The sequence below is a fragment of the Solibacillus sp. FSL H8-0523 genome (assembly GCF_038051985.1).
GTDB lineage: Bacteria > Bacillota > Bacilli > Bacillales_A > Planococcaceae > Solibacillus.
Genome location: NZ_CP150291.1, coordinates 829,962 through 851,813 on the forward strand (window position 1 = coordinate 829,962; position 21,852 = coordinate 851,813).

At 40.2% G+C, this 21,852-nt stretch carries 17 protein-coding genes; 16 read left to right on the plus strand and 1 reads right to left on the minus strand.

What is annotated here, in order from left to right:
* Positions 1-435: 435 nt before the first annotated feature.
* From pyrR to NSQ62_RS03950, 15 genes are all read left to right on the plus strand, one after another.
* Positions 436-981, plus strand: coding sequence for a bifunctional pyr operon transcriptional regulator/uracil phosphoribosyltransferase PyrR (gene pyrR / locus NSQ62_RS03880; RefSeq protein ID WP_341322619.1), 546 nt, complete (start codon positions 436-438; stop codon positions 979-981).
* A 27-nt stretch (positions 982-1,008) separates the two neighbouring features.
* Positions 1,009-2,304 (plus strand): solute carrier family 23 protein, encoded by a 1,296-nt coding sequence (locus NSQ62_RS03885; RefSeq protein ID WP_341322620.1) that lies wholly within the window; start codon positions 1,009-1,011, stop codon positions 2,302-2,304.
* Positions 2,305-2,573: 269 nt separating this feature from the next.
* The gene (locus NSQ62_RS03890) at positions 2,574-3,452 is read left to right on the plus strand and encodes an aspartate carbamoyltransferase catalytic subunit (RefSeq protein WP_341322621.1); all 879 of its coding nucleotides are present in this window, start codon (positions 2,574-2,576) and stop codon (positions 3,450-3,452) included.
* The gene (locus tag NSQ62_RS03895; RefSeq protein ID WP_341322622.1) at positions 3,453-4,727 is read left to right on the plus strand and encodes a dihydroorotase; all 1,275 of its coding nucleotides are present in this window, start codon (positions 3,453-3,455) and stop codon (positions 4,725-4,727) included.
* Positions 4,727-5,827, plus strand: coding sequence for a glutamine-hydrolyzing carbamoyl-phosphate synthase small subunit (gene carA / locus NSQ62_RS03900; RefSeq protein ID WP_341322623.1), 1,101 nt, complete (start codon positions 4,727-4,729; stop codon positions 5,825-5,827). The genes NSQ62_RS03895 and carA overlap by 1 nt, the downstream gene beginning before the upstream one ends.
* Positions 5,820-9,017, plus strand: coding sequence for a carbamoyl-phosphate synthase large subunit (gene carB / locus NSQ62_RS03905; protein ID WP_341322624.1), 3,198 nt, complete (start codon positions 5,820-5,822; stop codon positions 9,015-9,017). The genes carA and carB overlap by 8 nt, the downstream gene beginning before the upstream one ends.
* Before the next feature lies 1 nt (position 9,018).
* The gene (locus NSQ62_RS03910) at positions 9,019-9,792 is read left to right on the plus strand and encodes a dihydroorotate dehydrogenase electron transfer subunit (protein WP_341322625.1); all 774 of its coding nucleotides are present in this window, start codon (positions 9,019-9,021) and stop codon (positions 9,790-9,792) included.
* Entirely contained in the window at positions 9,789-10,700 is a 912-nt protein-coding gene (locus NSQ62_RS03915; protein WP_341322626.1) for a dihydroorotate dehydrogenase, read from the plus strand. Before NSQ62_RS03910 ends, NSQ62_RS03915 begins: the two co-directional genes overlap by 4 nt.
* A 2-nt stretch (positions 10,701-10,702) precedes the next feature.
* On the plus strand, positions 10,703-11,410 hold the full coding sequence (gene pyrF / locus NSQ62_RS03920) for an orotidine-5'-phosphate decarboxylase (protein ID WP_341323878.1): 708 nt from the start codon (positions 10,703-10,705) through the stop codon (positions 11,408-11,410).
* A 1-nt stretch (position 11,411) separates the two neighbouring features.
* Positions 11,412-12,044, plus strand: coding sequence for an orotate phosphoribosyltransferase (gene pyrE, locus NSQ62_RS03925; RefSeq protein WP_341322627.1), 633 nt, complete (start codon positions 11,412-11,414; stop codon positions 12,042-12,044).
* A gap of 447 nt (positions 12,045-12,491) precedes the next feature.
* Complete coding sequence (locus tag NSQ62_RS03930) at positions 12,492-13,505, plus strand: ABC transporter ATP-binding protein (RefSeq protein WP_341322628.1); 1,014 nt, start codon at positions 12,492-12,494, stop codon at positions 13,503-13,505.
* Positions 13,502-14,449: an ATP-binding cassette domain-containing protein gene (locus NSQ62_RS03935; RefSeq protein ID WP_341322629.1), complete on the plus strand. Its 948-nt coding sequence runs from the start codon at positions 13,502-13,504 to the stop codon at positions 14,447-14,449. The genes NSQ62_RS03930 and NSQ62_RS03935 overlap by 4 nt, the downstream gene beginning before the upstream one ends.
* 1 nt (position 14,450) lies before the next feature.
* Complete coding sequence (gene opp4B / locus NSQ62_RS03940; RefSeq protein WP_341322630.1) at positions 14,451-15,413, plus strand: oligopeptide ABC transporter permease; 963 nt, start codon at positions 14,451-14,453, stop codon at positions 15,411-15,413.
* 37 nt (positions 15,414-15,450) lie between these two features.
* The gene (locus NSQ62_RS03945; protein WP_341322631.1) at positions 15,451-16,362 is read left to right on the plus strand and encodes an ABC transporter permease; all 912 of its coding nucleotides are present in this window, start codon (positions 15,451-15,453) and stop codon (positions 16,360-16,362) included.
* Positions 16,363-16,379: 17 nt separating this feature from the next.
* On the plus strand, positions 16,380-18,212 hold the full coding sequence (locus NSQ62_RS03950) for an oligopeptide ABC transporter substrate-binding protein (protein ID WP_341322632.1): 1,833 nt from the start codon (positions 16,380-16,382) through the stop codon (positions 18,210-18,212).
* 116 nt (positions 18,213-18,328) lie between these two features.
* Here NSQ62_RS03950 and NSQ62_RS03955 read toward each other — a convergent pair whose 3' ends face one another.
* Complete coding sequence (locus NSQ62_RS03955; protein ID WP_341322633.1) at positions 18,329-20,014, minus strand: methyl-accepting chemotaxis protein; 1,686 nt, start codon at positions 20,012-20,014, stop codon at positions 18,329-18,331.
* 282 nt (positions 20,015-20,296) lie between these two features.
* Between NSQ62_RS03955 and NSQ62_RS03960 the strand changes: the two genes are divergently transcribed.
* Entirely contained in the window at positions 20,297-21,799 is a 1,503-nt protein-coding gene (locus tag NSQ62_RS03960) for a succinate CoA transferase (protein WP_341322634.1), read from the plus strand.
* Positions 21,800-21,852: the final 53 nt, after the last annotated feature.

The following is a 21,852-nucleotide window of genomic DNA, read 5'->3' on the forward strand; positions in this document are numbered from 1 at the left end:
GGAAAGCCTGCCCTGTAGCGCAGTACAACGGACATGAGCTTAAAACCACCTCGCTTCAACGCGTTCCTACCGTAGCGTAACGGAATGAATAAATATCAGACAATTACAACATTTCTGTTTTGTTGTCTGACCTCTTAATTGTCTGTTGACGTGACAAAAAAACAAGCATATACTGACAACAGTGAATGAAAGGTCCTGACGAGAGCAGGCGAGTAATCACGCAATCATTTAAATAGTGTTCACCTTTAATGACAGTCCAGAGAGGCTGAAAAGGAATTATGTGAAGCTTTAGGGAAGATTTGTGCGCAAATCCAAGCCTAAATGCAGTTTAAACATGGACTTTTTCAACCCTCTAGGAAATACTCTAGAGGGTTTTTATTTGGCCTAAAAACATTTTCCGTGAACAAAAAACATTTGACGAAAGGAGAAAAAAACATGCAACAAACTTCGGTGTTACTAGATGGACCATCCTTGAATCGTGCGGTTACACGCATTGCACACGAAATTATTGAACGCAACAAAGGAATTGATGAAGTCATTTTAGTCGGCATTAAAACACGCGGTGCTTACTTAGCGAGACGCTTAGCCGAACGAATTGAAAAGATTGAAGGCAAGGCGATTCGTACAGGAGAATTAGACATCACATTATACCGCGATGACTTATCGACGAAGCAAGTCAATGATCAAGCGCAAGTACAGCAAGTAGACATTGAATATCAAGTAAACGACCAAAAAATCGTATTAGTAGATGATGTGCTTTATACAGGACGAACGGTACGCGCTGCACTTGATGCGGTCATGGATTTAGGAAGACCTTCTCAAATTCAATTAGCGGTTTTAGTTGACCGTGGTCACCGTGAGCTGCCAATCCGAGCAGATTATGTGGGTAAAAATATACCGACATCTGGTCATGAACGAATCGTTGTCAACTTAGATGAAGTAGATGGACAAGACGTTGTAAAGATTGTTAAAGAAAATTAACAACAAATCGAGAAAAGAGGAAATGGAATGTCTCAAAAAGCCGTGTTAGATATAAACGACAAGCCAAGTGTTGGCCAATTAATTACATTTAGTTTCCAGCATATGTTTGCTATGTTTGGTTCAACAATTTTAGTACCAAAATTAGTCGGGTTAAGCCCAGCGATTGCCTTACTTACAAGTGGGATTGCCACAATCATTTTCTTATTAATTACGCAGTTTAAAGTACCGGCTTACTTAGGATCTTCATTTGCATTTATTTCGCCAATTATTTTAGTAGCAGGTATGTCTGAAGCGGGTGTTGCTATCAATCCTGGAAACGCGATGATTGGTGCGATGATGGTCGGAGTTGTTTATGCGATTGTCGCATTAGTGATTTGGAAAACAGGCTACCAGTGGTTAATGAACATCTTACCGCCAATCGTAGTAGCGCCAGTTATTATCGTAATTGGTTTAGGTTTATCGGGTACAGCGGTAAACATGGCAATGAACTTTAACGGAGAATACAGCGGGAAGCATTTCTCAGCAGCGCTTGTGACACTCGTTGCAGCGATCATCTTTAACGTATATTTCAAAAATATCTTAAGTGCCATGCCAATTTTACTTGGGATCATTATTGGCTATATTTACTCAGTTATTATCGGAATTGTTGATTTCACAGCAGTAAAGGATGCGAAGTTCTTCCAACTACCTGAATTTTTAGTACCAGGTGTACATTATGACTTTAATATTACAGGAGCCATCCTAGTCGGAATGGTGCCAATCGTCATTGTAACGATTTCAGAGCATATCGGTCACCAATTAGTATTAGGGAAAGTCGTGAATCGTAACTACATTAAAGACCCAGGCTTACACCGTTCATTATTAGGTGATGGCTTAGGGACATTTGCATCAGCATTAATCGGTGGTCCACCAAAAACAACATACGGTGAAAACATCGGGGTTCTAGCGATTACACGTGTGTACTCAGTCTATGTTATTTTGGGCGCAGCGGTTGTTGCGATTATTGTCTCATTCTCAGGACAATTAATGGCAATCATCGAAACAATTCCAACAGCCGTACTTGGCGGAATTTCGATTCTCTTATTCGGTATCATTGCATCAAGCGGGTTACGCATGTTAGTAGAGAGCAATGTTGATTTCGGAAACAATCGTAACATGGTCATTTCATCAGTAATTTTAGTTATCGGTATCGGTGGCGCAGCAATGCGCTTTACAGAAAGCTTTGCCATCGAAGGTATGGCACTAGCAGCAATTATCGGGGTTATTTTAAACCTGGTGTTACCTGGCCGAGAAAAAGTAGACAAAGATAATTACGAAAACTAAATAAGTAGTACCTTTTAAACATTGTCCAGAGAGGCAAGAAAGGGTAGGACAAAAAAGGCATCTAGGATTTTCTAGCATGCATAGCTTGTCACACCCTTTTGAACCTCGCTAATTAGTTAGCGTGGTTTTTTTATAGAAAAATCGTCATGAAGTTGACATGATTCTGTTAAGAGTAAACAACCATAAATTAAATATTCGCAATATAATGGAAGTAAACAAAATACACGGAATTCAAATGATTAAGTATTTTCAAAATCGGGGGCGCGAGCATGAAAAATTTATTATCGATGGAACATTTATCGAATGAGGAAATCATAGCGATTTTAGATCGAGCACGAGACTTCGAAAACGGAAAGCAGTCCCAACTGAAACGCTCATATAACGTAGCGAATCTTTTCTTTGAACCAAGTACACGTACAAAAACAAGCTTTGAAATGGCTGAACGTCGTGTTGGCTGTACGGTTATCCCGTTTGACGCTGGGTTTTCAAGTAAAACAAAGGGCGAAACGATGTATGACACAGTGAAAACGCTCGAGATGATTGGTATTGACGCTGTTGTTATTCGTGATAAGGAAGATGAGTATTACAACGAACTACTAGAAGGCATCAACTGCGCGGTTATTAACGCAGGAGACGGAGCAGGACAGCATCCATCACAAAGCCTACTAGATCTTTATACGATTCGCAAAGAGTTTGGTAAATTCGAAGGCTTGAATATTACGATTGTCGGTGATATTTCACATAGCCGCGTTGCAAAATCGAATGCGACAGCACTAAAACGCTTAGGTGCAAATGTACGATTTTTATGTCCACCAGCATGGGCAGGCGATTTTGAAGCAGCACATAGTTGGGATGACGTGTTAACTGATAGCGACGTGATCATGCTACTACGTATTCAGCATGAGCGTCACTCTGTGAGTAAAAACTTTTCAAAAGAAAGCTATCATGAGGAATTTGGTTTAACTCCATTACGAGAAAAACAAATGAAGGACGGGGCAATTATTATGCATCCCGCTCCTGTAAACCGCGATGTTGAAATCGCAGATGAGCTTGTTGAATGTGAACGCTCCCGCATTTTTGAACAGGTACGTAACGGTGTCTTCACACGAATGGCAATCGTAGAAACCATTTTGAAAGGAAGAGAATAAATGACAACAGTACTTCAAAACGTAAAACTATTAAATGAACAAGGTGAATTAGTAGTTTCTTCTATAGTAATTGAGGACGGGAAAATTGCTTCAATCGGTGGCGACATGCCAACGGACGCTCAAATTATTGACGGAAAAGGCCACTTCGCTTCACCTGGTTTTGTCGATGTACATACACATTTACGCGAACCAGGCTTCGAGCACAAAGAAACGATCGCAACAGGTACCGCTTCAGCGGCAAAAGGTGGTTTCACAACGATTTGTGCCATGCCAAATACAAAGCCAGTACCCGATTCAGTAGAAAACATGCAGTTAATTAACGGATTGATTAAAGACAGCGCGGTTATTCGCGTATTACCATACGGCTCATTAACAAAAGACATTTCTGGTGAAGTACGTACAGATATGGCAGAGCTAAAAGAACATGGCGCGGTTGCTTTCTCAGATGACGGCGTAGGAATTCAGCTTGCTTCGACAATGTACGAGCAAATGCAACAAGCAGCAAAACTTGATGCAGTAGTCGTAGCACACTGTGAAGACAACTCACTAATTTACGATGGGGTTATGCACGAAGGTACACGTAACAAAGAGTTAGGCTTACCAGGAATTCCATCAATTTGTGAATCAGTACAAATTGCACGCGACGTACTACTTGCTGAAGCAGCAGGTGCCCGCTATCACGTATGTCACGTATCAACAAAAGAATCTGTACGTGCTGTACGCGACGCAAAAGCAGCAGGTATTAAGGTAACAGCTGAAGTTTGTCCACACCACTTATTATTAGAAGAAATGGATATTCCATCAGATGATGCAAACTGGAAAATGAACCCACCATTACGTGCGCTTGAAGACAAAGATTCATTACACGCTGCACTACTTGATGGCACAATCGACTGCATCGCAACAGACCATGCACCACATACAGTAGAAGAGAAATGCTGTGGTATGGTTGGCGCACCATTCGGTATTGTAGGCTTTGAAACAGCGTTCCCATTACTGTACACAAACTTTGTGGAAACAAAGAAATGGACTTTAAAGCAATTAGTTGATTGGATGAGCGTAAAAGCAGCAGATATTTTCGACTTACCATACGGCACATTAGCAAAAGGTGCTTCGGCGGATATTGTATTAATCGATCTTGAAAAAGAGCAAACAGTAGATGCAGAAGGCTTTGTTTCAAAAGGTCGCAACACGCCATTCAACGGTTGGACAGCAAAAGGTTGGCCAGTAGTTACAATTTTTGAAGGCAATATCGTATATCAGGAGGCAGAATAATGAAAACACGCTTATTAATTTTAGAAGACGGCACGGTATTTACAGGCACGGCATTTGGTAGTGACGGGGCTTCACAAGGTGAGGTAGTATTCACAACAGGAATGACAGGTTACCAAGAAACATTATCTGATCCTTCTTTCTACGGACAAATCGTTACATTAACATACCCATTAATCGGGAACTACGGCATTAACCGTGATGACTTTGAGTCGATCACACCAGCAATCCGCGGCTTTGTTGTCCGTGAATTATCAGAGCAACCATCAAACTGGCGCTGTGATACAACGGTGGATGCGTACTTAGCTTCACAAAATATCCCAGGAATTGAAGGTATTGATACACGTAAATTAACACGTATCATTCGTGCAAAAGGTGCGGTTCGCGCGATTTTAACAGAGGCTGATGCGGAAGTGAATGTAGAAGAAGTGGTGGCAACATTACAAAGCACACCATTAATTACACACCATGTAAAAGAAGTGTCACCAAAAGCTGCGTATCCATCACCAGGGCGCGGTAAACGTGTTGTGTTAATCGACTTCGGGATGAAGCACGGCATTTTACGTGAATTAAATAAACGTGATTGTGATGTACTCGTTGTCCCTTACAACACTCCAGCAGAACGCATTTTAGCGTGGCATCCAGATGGCATTATGCTATCAAACGGACCAGGTAACCCAGAAGATGTGCAAGAAGGAATCAAAACGGTGAAAAACCTAATCGGAAAAGTGCCAATGTTCGGTATTTGCTTAGGTCACCAAATCTTCTCATTAGCATGTGGCGCAAAATCGTTTAAATTACCATTCGGTCACCGCGGTGGGAACCATCCAGTAAAAGATTTACGCACAGGTCGCACTGATATAACGTCTCAAAACCATGGCTATGCGATTGATATCGAGTCATTAAAAGATACAGATTTAGAATTAACGCACGTAGCACTAAACGACGGGACATGTGAAGGGGTACGCCATAAAAATTACCCAATCTTCACAGTACAATATCACCCAGAAGCATCACCAGGTCCAGAAGATTCAAATCACTTATTCGATGAATTTATCGAAATGATGGAAAATGAAGCAGCGAAGGAGAACCAACATGCCTAAACGTACAGATATAGAAACAATTTTAGTAATCGGATCAGGTCCAATCGTAATCGGTCAAGCAGCAGAGTTTGACTATGCAGGAACACAAGCATGTCTTTCATTAAAAGAAGAGGGCTACCGTGTTATTTTAATCAACTCAAACCCAGCAACAATTATGACGGATACAGAAATGGCAGATAAAGTTTACATCGAGCCAATTACATTAGAATTCGTATCACGTATTTTACGTAAAGAACGTCCAGATGCGATCCTACCAACATTAGGTGGTCAAACAGGTCTGAATATGGCCATTGAATTAGATGAATCAGGTATTCTTGACGAGTTAGGCATTGAAATTTTAGGAACGAAATTAGACGCAATTCATAAAGCAGAAGACCGCGATTTATTCCGTAACTTAATGTACGAGCTAAACGCACCAGTACCAGAATCAGATATTATTCACAACATGGAAGAGGCGCATGCATTAGTAGCGCGTATCGGTTATCCAGTAATCGTACGTCCAGCCTTCACACTTGGTGGTACAGGTGGCGGTATTTGTCACAATGACCAAGAGCTAGAGGAAATCGTTACTTCAGGGCTGAAATATTCTCCTGTAACACAATGCTTACTTGAAAAATCAATTGCCGGTATGAAGGAAATTGAATATGAAGTAATGCGTGACGCAGCAGATAACGCCATCGTTGTTTGTAATATGGAAAACTTCGACCCAGTTGGGATTCATACAGGGGATTCAATCGTAGTAGCACCAACACAAACATTATCAGATCGTGAAAACCAAATGCTACGTAATATCTCACTAGATATTATCCGTGCATTAAAAATCGAGGGTGGCTGTAACGTACAGTTAGCACTTGATCCTAATAGCTTCCAGTACTATGTAATCGAGGTAAACCCACGTGTATCTCGTTCATCAGCACTTGCATCAAAAGCAACAGGTTACCCAATTGCGAAACTTGCGGCGAAAATCGCGGTAGGCCTAACACTGGATGAAATTAAAAACCCAGTAACAGGTTCAACATATGCATGCTTCGAGCCAGCACTTGACTACATCGTAGCGAAAATTCCACGCTGGCCGTTCGATAAATTCGAATCTGCAAAGCGTAATCTAGGTACACAAATGAAGGCAACAGGTGAAGTAATGGCACTTGGTCGTACCTTTGAAGAAGCGTTATTAAAAGCAGTTCGTTCATTAGAAACAGGCCATGTGCATATCGAAATGAAGCACCCTGAAGAGCTAACAGATCAGTGGATTGAAAAGCGTATTAAAAAAGCAGGCGATGAGCGTTTATTCTTCATCGGCGAAGCACTACGCCGCGGTGTGACAATTGAAACGATTCATGAGTGGTCAGCAATCGACTTATGGTTCTTGCACAAATTAGAAAAAATCGTGAAAATGGAAACAACGCTTGCTGAAAACAAAAACGACAAAGCGGTATTACGTACAGCGAAACGTCTAGGGTTTGCAGATAAAAAAGTAGCACAGCTTTGGGAAACAACAGAACGAGAAATCTACGCATTCCGTAAAGAAGCAGGCATCGTACCGGTTTATAAAATGGTCGATACATGTGCAGCGGAATTCGAATCAAATACACCATACTTCTACGGGACATATGAAGATGAAAACGAGTCAATTCGCTCTGAAAAAGAGTCGGTAATCGTTCTTGGTTCAGGCCCAATCCGTATCGGACAAGGCGTTGAGTTCGACTATGCAACAGTACACTCAGTATGGGCAATTCAAGAAGCTGGCTATGAGGCGATTATCATCAACTCAAACCCAGAAACAGTATCAACAGACTTCTCGATTTCAGATAAATTATACTTCGAGCCATTAACAATCGAAGACGTGATGCACATCATTGACCTAGAGCAACCAAAAGGTGTTGTTGTTCAGTTCGGTGGGCAAACAGCAATCAACTTAGCAGATAAATTAGAAGCATACGGCGTGAAAATTTTAGGTACATCTCTAGAAGATATCGACCGTGCAGAAAACCGTAACAAGTTTGAAGCAGCACTACAAGAGCTAAAAATCCCGCAACCACAAGGGCAAACAGCGATTTCAAAAGAAGAAGCATTAGTAATCGGTGAAAAATTAGGCTTCCCTGTACTAGTTCGTCCTTCTTATGTACTTGGTGGACGCGCAATGGAAATCGTTTATAACTTAGACGAACTGGCACATTACATGGAAAATGCCGTAGAAGCATCTCCAGATCACCCTGTATTAGTAGACCGTTATTTAACAGGTCAAGAAATCGAAGTCGATGCGATTTGTGACGGAGAAAACGTGCTAATCCCAGGAATCATGGAGCATATTGAACGCGCAGGTGTTCACTCAGGTGACTCAATTTCGGTATACCCACCACAAAAATTAACAGATGCACAAAAAGACACATTAGTAGACTACACAACACGTCTTGCAAAAGGTCTTGGCATTATCGGCTTAATGAACATTCAATATGTACTGAGCGAAGGGGAAATTTACGTAATCGAAGTAAACCCACGTTCAAGTCGTACGGTACCGTTCTTAAGTAAAATTACGAACATCCCGATGGCAAACATCGCAACCAAAGCGATCCTTGGTCAATCAATCGTCGAACAAGGTTACCCGACAGGCTTAGCACCAGAGCAATCAGGCGTCTTTGTAAAAGTACCAGTATTCTCATTCGCGAAATTACGCCGCGTAGACATTACATTAGGACCTGAAATGAAATCAACAGGTGAAGTAATGGGGAAAGATGCAACGTTCGAAAAAGCATTATATAAAGGCTTCGTTGCTGCCGGTATGGAAGTTAAAACACATGGCACAATCCTGTTCACAGTATCAGATAAAGATAAAGAAGAAGCAGTTGCTTTAGCGAAACGCTTCTCTACAGTTGGCTACCGTATCGTCGCTACAGAAGGTACAGCAAACTTATTCGCAGCAAACGGTGTGAAAACAGATATCGTTGAAAAAATCGGCGGTAAAGGTAAAACGTTACTTGATATGATTCAAAACGGCGAAGCACAACTTGTAGTGAATACATTAACAAAAGGTAAACAGCCAGCGCGTGACGGCTTCCGAATTCGCCGTGAGTCAGTAGAAAATGGCGTACCTTGCTTAACTTCATTAGACACAGCAGAAGCAATGTTACGTGTAATTGAATCGATGACATTTACAGCTGAAGAAATGCCAAAAGCGGAGGTTGTACACTAATATGATGCGTCAAGAGAAAATGACTGTAGTTGCGCAAGCACAAATTGCGACAAACATTTTCGAATTGACACTACAAGGACAACTGGTACAGGACATGACTCCTGGCCAGTTTGTTCATGTAAAAGTGTCTGATACATTCGAGCCATTATTACGTCGTCCAATTAGTATTGCCAATGTAGATAAAGAAAAAAGTGAATTTACGATGATTTATCGTGCGGAAGGGCGCGGCACGAAGTTTTTAGCGAAAAATCGTGAAGGCGAGCTTGTCGATGTGTTAGGTCCACTAGGGAACGGCTTCCCAGTTGATGCGGTAAATCCAGGCCAAACAGCACTTTTAGTTGGTGGGGGGATCGGTGTACCACCATTACATGAGTTATCAAAGCAATTAAACGCACGCGGAGTAAAAACAATCCACGTACTAGGCTTCCAATCAGAGGACGTATGTTTCTATGAGGAACAATTTACAGCACTAGGTGACACTTACTATGCAACTGTCGACGGCACTAAAGGAACGAAAGGTTTTGTCACAACGGTATTTGATGAAGTACAGCCAGAATTTGACGTGTTCTATTCTTGTGGTCCACTACCAATGCTACGTGCCTTAGAGAATTATTATCCAGAAAAAGAAGGGTACATGTCGTTTGAAGAACGCATGGGCTGTGGGATCGGTGCGTGCTTTGCCTGTGTATGCGACACGACAGATAAAATTGAAAAAGACTATGTAAAAGTGTGCTCAGACGGGCCAGTATTCCCGAAAGGAGTTGTGGCACTATGAGCCGTTTAAACTTACAACTACCAGGATTAGAATTAAAAAATCCAATTATGCCAGCATCAGGCTGCTTCGGCTTTGGTCGAGAGTATGCACAGTTGTATGATTTATCTAAGCTTGGCGCGATTATGATTAAAGCGACAACTGTGGAAACACGTAAAGGCAATCCAACGCCACGTGTTGCGGAAACGTCAGCAGGTATGCTAAATGCAATCGGCTTACAAAACCCAGGGATCGATAAAGTAATGGGTGAAGAGCTGAAGTTTTTAGAAGGCTATGATGTGCCGATTATCGCAAACGTTGCTGGAACAGAAGTAGCAGACTACGTAGAAGTAGCAGAGCGTATTTCAAAGGCACCGAACGTAAAAGCGCTTGAATTAAATATTTCATGCCCGAACGTAAAATGCGGTGGGATTCAATTTGGGACAGACCCAGCAACAGCGCAACAACTAACTGCAGCAGTAAAGGCCGCATCAAATGTGCCGGTTTATGTGAAATTATCACCAAATGTCACGAATATTGTCGATATCGCTAAAGCGGTTGAAGCAGGTGGTGCGGACGGAATTACAATGATTAATACCCTTGTGGGGATGCGTCTTGACGAGCGTACAGGCAAACCCGTTATCGCTAATGGGACGGGTGGTCTATCAGGCCCAGCTATTAAACCGGTTGCGATTCGCATGGTGTATGAAGTATATAAAGCAGTTAACATTCCGATTATCGGTATGGGCGGGGTAACCTGTGCACAAGACGTGATTGATTTCATGTCTGCGGGTGCATCAGCAGTAGCAGTAGGGACAGCAAACTTTGTCGATCACTTTGTTTGTCCGACGATTATTGAAGAATTACCAGCGCTATTAGATACATTAGGGGTTACGCATATTTCAGAAATTATCGGAAGGAGCCATCGCTAATGTTGAATACAAAACCGATCATTGCTTTAGACTTTCCTGGTGAACAGGATGTCCTAAAATTTTTAGCGCAGTTTGACGAGAAATTATTCGTTAAAATTGGCATGGAATTATATATGCAGGAAGGTCCGTCCATCGTTTCGAAAGTAAAAGAACAAGGCCATGATATTTTTCTTGATTTAAAATTACATGACATTCCAAATACAGTGAAGTCTGCAATGAAAGGCTTAGCACGTTTAGGTGTCAATTTAGTCAATGTGCATGCAGCGGGAGGACGCACGATGATGGAAGGTGCACTAGAAGGCTTAGAAGCAGGTACAGCAGCGGGCCAAACACGTGCGGCGTTAATCGCAGTAACGCAATTAACATCAACAACAGAACAACAAATGCAGCAGGAGCAAAAAATCGAATTAGCACTGAACGAATCGGTTTTACATTATGCACAGTTAACGAAACAAGCAGGGCTTAATGGTGTTGTGTGCTCAGTACATGAGGCAAATGCCATTCGCGAGGCTTGTGGTGAGGACTTTTTACGCGTGACACCAGGTATCCGTATGCTTGGTGGGGAAGCGCATGACCAAAAGCGCATCGCTACTCCAGATGGTGCAAAACAAGACGGCTCATCACTTATTGTAGTAGGACGTGCCATTACAGGCGCGGAAAATCCAGTAGAAGCGTACAAGCAAGTTTGTCAATTATGGGAGGCAAAATAATATGTCATTACAAAAAGAAATCGCACACGCAATGTTACAAGTAGGTGCGGTAGAATTAAATCCAACAGACCTTTTCACATGGGCTTCAGGCATTCAATCGCCAATCTACTGTGATACACGTTTAACAATTTCAGATCCAATCATCCGTAAGCAATTAGCAAAAGGTTTAGCATTACTAATTCAAGAAAACTTTGCAACTTGTGATGTCGTGGCAGGCACAGCAACAGCTGGTATTCCGCATGCTGCTTGGGTTTCTGATATTTTAGAACTTCCAATGGTATACGTACGTTCAAAAGCAAAAGAACACGGCCGTGGCAACCAGATTGAAGGAAAATATGCTGCAGGTCAAAAAGTCGTTGTCGTAGAAGACATCGTATCTACAGGTGGTTCTTCGATTACCGCAGTCGAAGCATTACGTGCAGCGGGCTGTGAAGTGTTAGGGGTTGTGTGTGTGTATACGTATAATCTACCAAAAGCAGAAGATGCGTTTGAAGCAGCTGGCGTGAAATACATTTCTTTAACAAATTTTGACTACCTAATTGAAGCAGCAAATGAATCTGGCGCAATTCAAGAAAATCAGATTCCTTTCTTAAAAAACTGGCATAAAGAGTTAAAAGAAGGTAAATTAAAATAAATAAATATTAGAAATATTCAAAAACGTGTGAATGTATAAAAAATATACTTTACACGTTTTTATTATAGTTATATAATTCCTTTATCGAATTGTTCAGTTTTTTTAAAACTGAAGTTTAATATCTTGTCAAAATTTTAAACTTAAAAGGGAAACACTAACCTTATGTCATTAAATTTTAATCGTAAAATTAATGATATAAGCCTAATTTTTAACTCAAATTATCGGAAAATTAAAATTTTAAAGAATAGTTTGCTATTGATAAAAGATAAATGTTAAATTAGAATAGTTAGAAAGTTTAATAATTGACATTAAAAATTTTTTATGGATAATTTATAATTAGATACAAAATATTTACATATTATTCATAAAACTAGTTTTAGACGAGTTTATTTGATAGATAGAGAATAGCTGAGAAAGTTTTTTAAATATAGAAAGGAGCGATTACTTGTGTCTACGACGAATGAATTATTAGAAATTAAAAATTTAAGCACGAGTTTCCGAATTAAAGATACGTATTATCGAGCTGTAGACAATGTTTCATTAACGCTTCGCAAAAATGAGATTTTAGCTATCGTAGGAGAATCTGGTTGCGGAAAAAGTACATTAGCAACTTCGATTGTTGGATTACATAATTCAATTACAACAAAGGTTGAAGGAGAAATCATTTACAACAATCAAAACTTAGTTAATTTAACAGACGAACAATTTAACAAACTAAGAGGAAATGACATCGGCTTCATTTTCCAAGATCCGTTATCTGCATTAAACCCATTAATGCGTATTGGTGATCAAATTGAAGAGGGATTAATTTACCATACAAAATTAACAAAGCAAGAACGTCAGAAACGTGTGCTTGAATTAATAGACCAAGTAGGGATTCCGAATGTAGAACGTGTTGCACGTCAATTCCCACACCAATTATCAGGTGGTATGCGTCAGCGTGTGATGATCGCAATTGCCTTATCTGGAAAGCCGGCCATTATCATTGCTGATGAGCCAACAACCGCACTTGATGTGACAATTCAAGCACAAATTTTAGATTTATTAAAATCGCTTCAAGATGAGATTGAGTCAGGCATCATTTTAATTACCCATGACTTAGGGGTCGTTGCTGAAGTTGCTGACCGTGTTGCCGTGATGTATGCGGGTCAAGTAATCGAGGAAGCACCGGTAGTCGAATTATTTAGAAATCCAAAGCACCCTTATACAAGATCATTACTTAAATCGATTCCACAAACAAACAGTGAGAACGAGGAATTAGAAGTGATTCAAGGGATGGTACCTTCACTGATGAAGCTACCACGTGAAGGTTGTCGCTTTTCTCCACGTATTCCATGGATCCCAGCATCAGCACACGAAGCAAGTCCACAGCTTCATGAAGTTTCACCAGGCCATCTTGTTCGCTGTACATGCTGGAAAGAATTCCATTTCGAGGATGAGGAAGGGAGCGTAAATCCATGAGTTTCATGCAAATTAAAGATTTAAAAGTTCACTATCCAATCCGCGGTGGTTTCTTTAATACGGTAGTTGACCATGTTTATGCTGTTGACGGTGTGACAATGGAATTTGACAAAGGGAAAACTTACGGTTTAGTAGGCGAATCTGGTTCAGGTAAATCAACGACTGGTAAAGCCATTATCGGCTTAGAAAAAATTACATCAGGTAGCATTATTTATGAAGGCAAAGAAGTAACGAATACGCGTCGTAATCGTGATTCAGCTTATAACCGTGACATCCAAATGATTTTCCAAGATTCACATTCAAGTATGAATCCACGTAAACGCGTTTTAGATATTTTAGCAGAGCCAATTCGTAACTTTATGAAATTGTCTCCACAAGAAGAGCGTAAACGCATTAATGAATTACTTGCAATCGTTGGGATGTCTGAGGACGTCTTATTAAAATATCCACACGAATTCTCTGGTGGTCAAAAGCAGCGTTTAGGGATTGCACGTGCGGTAGCCTGTAACCCAAAAATGATTATTGCCGATGAGCCCGTTTCAGCACTTGATTTATCCGTTCAAGCACAAGTTTTAAACTTTATGAAGGATATTCAAGAACAATATGGAATTAGTTACTTATTCATCTCACACGATTTAGGGGTTGTGCGTCACATGTGTGACCATATCTCGATCATGTATAAAGGGCGTTTTGTAGAAACAGGGAAGCGTGAAGATATTTACACGAACCCACAGCATATTTATACGAACCGTCTGTTATCTGCGATTCCTGATATTGCGCCAGAAACACGTATTGAACGTAAAGTAGTACGTCAAAAAGTGGAAGCAACATATCGTGAAGAACAGCATAAGTATTATGACAAGGATGGAAAAGTGTATCCTTTAAAAGCCCTTTCAGATACGCATCAAGTAGCCATGTCTGAAGACGAAAAGGAGCGTGTGTAGTATGTGGAAAACAATCGTCCGCCGTGTGTTAATTATGATTCCGCAGCTATTTATTTTAAGTCTCCTAATTTTCATTTTAGCGAAACAAATGCCTGGGGATCCATTTACAGGTTTAATTACACCGGAAACTGACCCGAACGTAATTGAAGAATTACGTATTAAAGCAGGATTTTATGATCCATGGTACGTACAGTACTATAACTGGATTGCCAACGCAGCGCAAGGTGACTTCGGTCAATCATATACATTTAAAAAGCCGGTCGCAGATATTCTTGGGGACCGTGCCATGAATACATTCTTACTATCATTACTAAGTGTTATTTTCTTATATGCTTTAGCCATTCCACTAGGGGTGCTAGCAGGACGTTACCAAGAATCGTTCTTAGATAAAACCATTGTTTTTTACAGTTTTATCTCCTACGCGATTCCAACGTTCGTATTATCATTAATCTTCCTGTACATCTTTGGTTATCGCCTCATGTGGTTCCCAACGAGTGGTACGGTAGACATCTCACTCGATCAAGGAACCTGGGCATATTATTGGGATAAGTTCTATCACTTAATTTTACCAGCAGCGACGTTCGCGATTCTTGGTACGACGGGTATTATTCAATACTTACGTACGGAAATCATTGATTCAAAAACAATGGATTATGTAAAAACAGCGCGTAGTAAAGGGATTCCGATGAAGAAAGTGTATTCACGTCATATCTTCCGTAACTCGTTATTACCAATCGCAGCGTTTTTAGGTTTTACAATTACAGGTTTACTTGGTGGATCAATCTTCATCGAAAACGTATTCGCATATAATGGTATGGGTAAATTATTTATCGAATCAATTCAAGGTCGTGACTATAGTGTGATTACAGCACTGGTTATGCTATATGGCTTCTTAGCATTATTAGGTAGTCTATTATCCGATATTATTTTAAGTATTGTGGATCCGCGTATTCGCATAGACTAATTCAATTAATAATGACTAAGGAGAGGTGATTTTAATCATGGAAACTAAAAAAGAACAAGCTGTAGAAAAATTAGAATCTCAAAGCTCTCCACCAACTGGTATTCAAGTGGTTTTACGAGAGTTTAAAAAAGATAAATTAGCACTAGGCTCATTGATTTTTATCATTTTATTAATGGTAACAGTAATGGTTTTATCCATTGTCATTGACCAAGCAGAAGTAATGAAAATTCAATTATTAGAACGTTATACGGAGCCTGGTGTTCGAGGTTATATCCTTGGGGCCGATGAAGCTGGACGAGATATGTTCGGTCAGTTAATCATTGGGGCGAAAAACTCGATTTTAATTGCGATTGCCGTTACGATTTTGGCAAACTTTGTGGGGATTGCCCTAGGGATTATTATGGGGTACTACGGTGGATTTATCGATAACTTCTTTATGCGTATTATCGATTTCTTCATCACATTACCAACGACAATGATTATCATCGTTGTTGTAACAATCATTCCTTCTTACGGAATTTTGGATTTAATTTTAATTATCGCAGCATTCCAGTGGATGGGGACGGCCCGACTCGTGCGTTCAAAAGCGCTATCGGAAGCACGTCGCGATTACATAAGCGCCTCGAAAACAATGGGGACAAGTGATTTCGCGATTATGTTTAAAGGATTATTACCAAACTTAAGTTCTCTATTAATCGTTGAAGTGACACTTAGCTTCGCTGGTAACGTAGGGATTGAAACAGGTCTTTCATTCTTAGGTTTCGGTTTACCACCGTCAACACCAAGTTTAGGAACTTTAGTAGCTTATGCCATGAACCCGATAATTTTATCGAGTAAATGGTGGATATGGTTACCCGCATCGATCTTAATTTTAGTGATGATGCTTGGTATAAATTATGTCGGTCAAGCGTTACGACGTGCAGCTGACGCAAAACAACGTTTAGGATAAAGGGAGGAAGAAAACTTATGAAGAAAAAGAATGGCTTAATGCTTACAACTGTATTTGCATCTGCACTAGCACTTGCTGCTTGTGGTGGAGATGACAACGAGACAACAACTGAAAAACCAGCAGATAACAACACGGACACGAAGACAGAAGATACTAAAACGGATGATGGTGCTTCAACAGCTGATGCGCCAACACTTCCAGATGAAGTTGCAAACGACGGCGATGCAATTGCTGGCGGTACATTAAAGTTCGCTTTAGTAACGGATTCTCCATTCTCAGGTATTTTGTCTTGGGAATTATATGAAAATGCGTATGATGCAGACGTTATGGATTTCATGTCGAACTTAATTTTCGACACTGATGGTGACTTCTTAATCACTGACGAAGGTATCGCGAAATTAGACGTAGATGCAGATAACAACAAAGTAACTGTAACAATCCAACATGACGTGAAATGGTCTGATGGCACGCCATTAACTGCTGACGACATTATTTATTCTTACGAAATCATTGGTCACCCAGATTACACAGGTATTCGTTATGACGGCGACTTCCAAAACATCATTGGTGCTGCTGAATACAAAGCCGGTACTGCAGAAACAATTTCTGGTATCAAAAAAATCGATGATAAAACTGTAGAAATTTCTATGACGAAAGTTTCTCCAGCGATTTACTCTGGTGGTGACGGTTTATGGAGCTATGCAGCACCTAAACACCAATTAAAAGATATTCCTGTGAAGGATTTAATCTCATCTGAACCAGTGCGTAAAAGCCCGGTTACTTTAGGTCCATTTAAATTAGATAAATTAGTAGATGGTGAATCTGTACAGTACGTAGCGAACGAGCATTACTGGAAAGGTAAACCAAAATTAGACTCAATCGTATTACAAGTTGTACCTTCAACTTCAATCGGTGAAGCATTACGTACAGGTCAATACGACTTAGCATCTTCTTACCCAACGACTCAATATGATGGCGTAAAAGATTTAACAAACTTAACAGTATTAGCTCGCCCTGAGTTAGCTTACTCTTACTTAGGATTCAAATTAGGTAAATGGGATAATGCTGCAGGTGTCAACATTACGGACGAAAATGCTAAAATGAACAACAAACAATTACGTCAAGCAATCGCTTATGCAATTGATGTTGAGCAAGTAACAGAGCGCTTCTACCAAGGCTTACGTTCTCGTGCAACTTCATTAATTCCACCAGCGTTCTCTACATTCCATGACAATACGTTAACTGGTTTCAACTATGATCCAGAAAAAGCAAAAGCTTTACTTGATGAAGCTGGCTACAAAGACGTAGATGGCGATGGTATTCGTGAAGATGCAAACGGTGAAAAATTCTCAATCCGTATGGCAGGTATGTCTGGTTCAGACACTGACGAAGCAATCGTAGAATACTACCGTCAAAACTGGAAAGATGTAGGTTTAGATGTACAGTTAACAACTGGCCGTTTAATCGAGTTCAACAGCTTCTACGATAAAGTAAAAGCGGATGATGCTGAAATCGATATGTTCATGGCTGCTTGGGGTACTGGTACAAACCCATCTCCACTTGGTTTATATGGTGAAACAGCTGCATTCAACTACAGCCGTTTCGTAACACCAGAATTACAAACTTTATTAGCTGCTATCGACTCTAAAGAAGCGATCGATGCAAGCTACCGTGCAGATGCATTCCGTAAGTGGGAAGAGTATATGTTTGATAATGCTACAACAATTCCAACATATTTCCGTACAGAAATCATCCCGGTTAACAAACGTGTGAAAAACTACAACGTAAGCTATTCTAACAATACAGAATGGCACGAAGTAGAAGTTGTTTCTGAAGATCCAGTTAAATAATTTTCAAGAACTACAACCCGCTTAGGATTTTTCCTAAGCGGGTTTTTCAAGGATTTTTTATGATAGAGGAAAGGGGATATTCAAAAGTGATTACTTTTTGAACATCCCCAGTTTACTTAGAGTTTAAATTTATTAACAAGTTCATTTAAGTCTTGTGCATTATGACTAAGTTCAATGGATACATCGTTAATTTGTTCCATCGTAGCGGATTGTTCTTCTGTTGCTGCGGCTATCATTTCAAAATCACTAACGGATTGTTCAGAGCCATTTGCCATTTGTGAAACAGAAGCGGTTACTTGTTCAGCACTTGCTGAAATCTCTTCAGACGCTGCTGATATTTCTTGCACTTGCTCGACGACCTGTCCGATTGCACCGTTGATTGACGTGAAGGTGCTTTGTGTATTGTTAATGATATCAACACCTTTTGCGACAGAAGATAAGCCTTCATGTACGGCTTGTTCCACGTTTTTCGTGCCTCGTTGAATTTCTAACGTTAATGCGACAATTTTTTCTGCTGAAAGTTTGGATTGTTCTGCTAATTTTTTTACTTCATCGGCTACAACGGCAAAGCCTTTTCCATGCTCACCAGCACGAGCTGCCTCGATGGAAGCATTTAATGCGAGTAAGTTTGTTTGATCGGATAAATCGGTAATGACCTTTGTAATTAAGCTGATTTCTTCCGATTGCACACTTAAAACTTCGGTTACAGACGAAATATTAGACGTCGATTCATGAATTGTTGTCATTTGATGTTTTGCTTCGGTTAAGGTTTCGTTACCGATTCGTGCTTGTTGCTCCATATGACTTGAACTTTCAAGTAAGACTTGCGCTGATTCTGCGATTTTTTGAATCCCAGATGCGGTTTCTTCCATTGCAGAAGAGCTTTCGCCAGCAGTAGTTGCGGTCATTTGTGCAATTTCAGTTGTATTGACGACGCGCTGTGCAACATCTTCACTTGTCGCCCGAATTTCTTCGGTACTCGCGGCTAATTCCTCGGCCGAAGAACTTAAATGCTCGGTGTTTGCTTGGATACTACCTAAAACGTCGCGTAGGTTATTTTTCATTTGATTAAAAGCGCCTGCTAATTGACCAATTTCATCTTTCGATTTGTATGTAAAATCTTCGCGCGTTAGGTCACCATTTGCAATGTAATCTGCCTCTGTTGTGACACGGCGGAGTGGGCGGGCAATTTTTGTTGTAACGAAAATTGCTAAAGCAATAATGATGGCGCTATTTAGTAAAATTGCGAGCACCGCAAGCGTGGTTGAGATGGTAATTGTCTGATCGGTTCTTTGGTCAATTGCATCTAATTGTTGTTGTTGTAGCTCTTGTAAGGATACTGTTAAATTAAAAATTTCAGAATTAGCACTTGAAAACTCGTTATTTACAATGCTGAGTGCTTGCGTTTCATTGCCAGTATCAAACGCTGTGATCGTACGGTTTGCAGCATCGATGATTGCAGTGGATGCCAGTTCTAATTCATTAAGTAACTCAGCTGACTGTGCATCCTGATTAAACGTTTTTAATTTTTGTACTTCATCTGTTAATAATGTGTTGTAAGCATTTAAACGATCGATATTAAAATCTGAAGGATCTAAAATATAAGCACGAATAAACATACCTTGAGTAGCGATCGCACGTTGTATTTCTTTCCCGATTTGAATTTGTGAGACACGTTCATCCATCATTTCTTCTACTTGGTTATTAATGCGATAAAACTGTTGTAACAATAATGATAAGCAGAGGAAGACAATAATTAATAACATTGCAAAGGATAAATTTAATTTTTTACTTACAGACATAAAAATGCCCCCTTTAGAATACGAAACTTTAAGACTATCGATTTATATATCAGTTTAATCAAACAATGACATGTGTGCAAATTATTTATTGAGGAAAAATATTATATTATTTCGAATATACAAAACGGTTGTTAATTTGCTATATTATAGAGGGGATATTCTATTTTATGTAGAATAATTCTATATCGGCGAAAACGAGGAGTACATAGGATTTATTTCTTTTTAAGTGTTTTGCCGACTTGTAGAATGCACATCACAAAGGGAAAAAGAGGAGGAAAAGAATTGGACACAACTTTACATGCAAGAATTCGTCATAATGAACTTGAGGGGAAAATTGTATCAGCTGAAACAGCAGCATCATGGATTCAAGATGGTATGGTAGTGGGGATGAGTGGCTTTACACGTGCGGGGGATGCCAAAACGGTACCGCTAGCACTGGTTGAAAAAGCAAAAACTGAGCCATTCAAAATTGATGTATATACAGGCGCTTCATTAGGGCCAGAGGTAGATCAACTAATGGCGGAGGCGGGGATTATTCGCAAGCGTGCGCCTTATCAAGGGGATCCAGCCATTCGTAAGTTAATTAATACAGGGGAAGTATTATATTCAGATATGCATTTATCACATAATGCAGAGCTAATTCGACAAGGGATTATCGGACCGATTGATTTTGCGATTATCGAAGCAACTGCGATTACGGAAGATGGCATGATTATTCCAACGACATCAATCGGAAACTCGCCAATTATTGTGCAGATGGCAAAGGAAATTATTATTGAATTAAATCCAGAACAGCCAAATTTAGAAGGGATTCATGATATTTATTTACCAGGACCACAGGGAGACCGTGAGCCAATTCCGTTATTAACTGCAAGCGACCGCATTGGGACAATTGGGATTCCGGTAGATATCAACAAAATTAAAGGGATTGTACATTCTACAATTAAAGATGCACCGTCGTTAATCGTACAGCCGGATGAAGAAACAGAACAAATCGCACAGCACTTATTAAACTTCCTGCGCGATGAAATCAAAGCAGGACGCCTACCAGAAAATTTATTACCACTGCAGTCAGGTGTTGGTTCTGTTGCAAACGCCGTATTAAACGGCTTCTTAAATTCTGAATTTGAAGAGCTAGAAATTTATTCAGAAGTATTACAAGATGCTGTATTCAATTTACTAGATGCGAACAAAATCAAAATTGCGTCAGGTACATCTATTACGTTAAGTGAAGAATGCGCTAATAAAGTGTACGGCAATATTGATCACTATAAAGATCGTTTAGTATTACGCCCACAAGAGATTTCAAATCACCCAGAAGTCATTCGTCGTATCGGAATTATTGGCATTAACACAGCGCTTGAAGTAGACATTTACGGCAACGTGAACTCAACGCATGTCAACGGTACACATATGATGAACGGTTTAGGTGGTTCAGGAGACTTCACGCGTAATGCACGATTAGGTATTTTCGTAACGAAGTCGTATGCAAAAGGTGGCGATATTTCGTCAATCGTGCCAATGGTAGCGCACCACGACCATACAGAGCATGACGTGGATGTTATTGCAACCGAGCAAGGAATCGCAGACCTACGCGGCATGGCGCCAAAAGAGCGTGCAAAAGCGATTATCGAAAACTGTGTGCATCCTGACTATAAAGAGGCGCTATGGGATTACTACAACAGTGCAGTTGAAAAAACAGGCAACGCACATACACCACATGATTTAGAAAAAGCGCTTTCATGGCATGTGAACTTCCAAAAAAATAAAACGATGAAGTTTTAATAGAGAAAAGGGATTGACCAAAAAGCTTTCTGGTCAATCCCTTTTTGCGCCGA

Bases quoted from the DNA above. Each gene is read 5' to 3' on its own strand.
- pyrR (WP_341322619.1), top strand. From the start codon at position 436: ATGCAACAAACTTCGGTGTTACTAGATGGACCATCCTTGAATCGTGCG.
- NSQ62_RS03885 (WP_341322620.1), top strand. From the start codon at position 1,009: ATGTCTCAAAAAGCCGTGTTAGATATAAACGACAAGCCAAGTGTTGGC.
- NSQ62_RS03890 (WP_341322621.1), top strand. From the start codon at position 2,574: ATGAAAAATTTATTATCGATGGAACATTTATCGAATGAGGAAATCATA.
- NSQ62_RS03895 (WP_341322622.1), top strand. From the start codon at position 3,453: ATGACAACAGTACTTCAAAACGTAAAACTATTAAATGAACAAGGTGAA.
- carA (WP_341322623.1), top strand. From the start codon at position 4,727: ATGAAAACACGCTTATTAATTTTAGAAGACGGCACGGTATTTACAGGC.
- carB (WP_341322624.1), top strand. From the start codon at position 5,820: ATGCCTAAACGTACAGATATAGAAACAATTTTAGTAATCGGATCAGGT.
- NSQ62_RS03910 (WP_341322625.1), top strand. From the start codon at position 9,019: ATGATGCGTCAAGAGAAAATGACTGTAGTTGCGCAAGCACAAATTGCG.
- NSQ62_RS03915 (WP_341322626.1), top strand. From the start codon at position 9,789: ATGAGCCGTTTAAACTTACAACTACCAGGATTAGAATTAAAAAATCCA.
- pyrE (WP_341322627.1), top strand. From the start codon at position 11,412: ATGTCATTACAAAAAGAAATCGCACACGCAATGTTACAAGTAGGTGCG.
- NSQ62_RS03935 (WP_341322629.1), top strand. From the start codon at position 13,502: ATGAGTTTCATGCAAATTAAAGATTTAAAAGTTCACTATCCAATCCGC.
- opp4B (WP_341322630.1), top strand. From the start codon at position 14,451: ATGTGGAAAACAATCGTCCGCCGTGTGTTAATTATGATTCCGCAGCTA.
- NSQ62_RS03945 (WP_341322631.1), top strand. From the start codon at position 15,451: ATGGAAACTAAAAAAGAACAAGCTGTAGAAAAATTAGAATCTCAAAGC.
- NSQ62_RS03950 (WP_341322632.1), top strand. From the start codon at position 16,380: ATGAAGAAAAAGAATGGCTTAATGCTTACAACTGTATTTGCATCTGCA.
- NSQ62_RS03955 (WP_341322633.1), bottom strand. From the start codon at position 20,014: ATGTCTGTAAGTAAAAAATTAAATTTATCCTTTGCAATGTTATTAATT.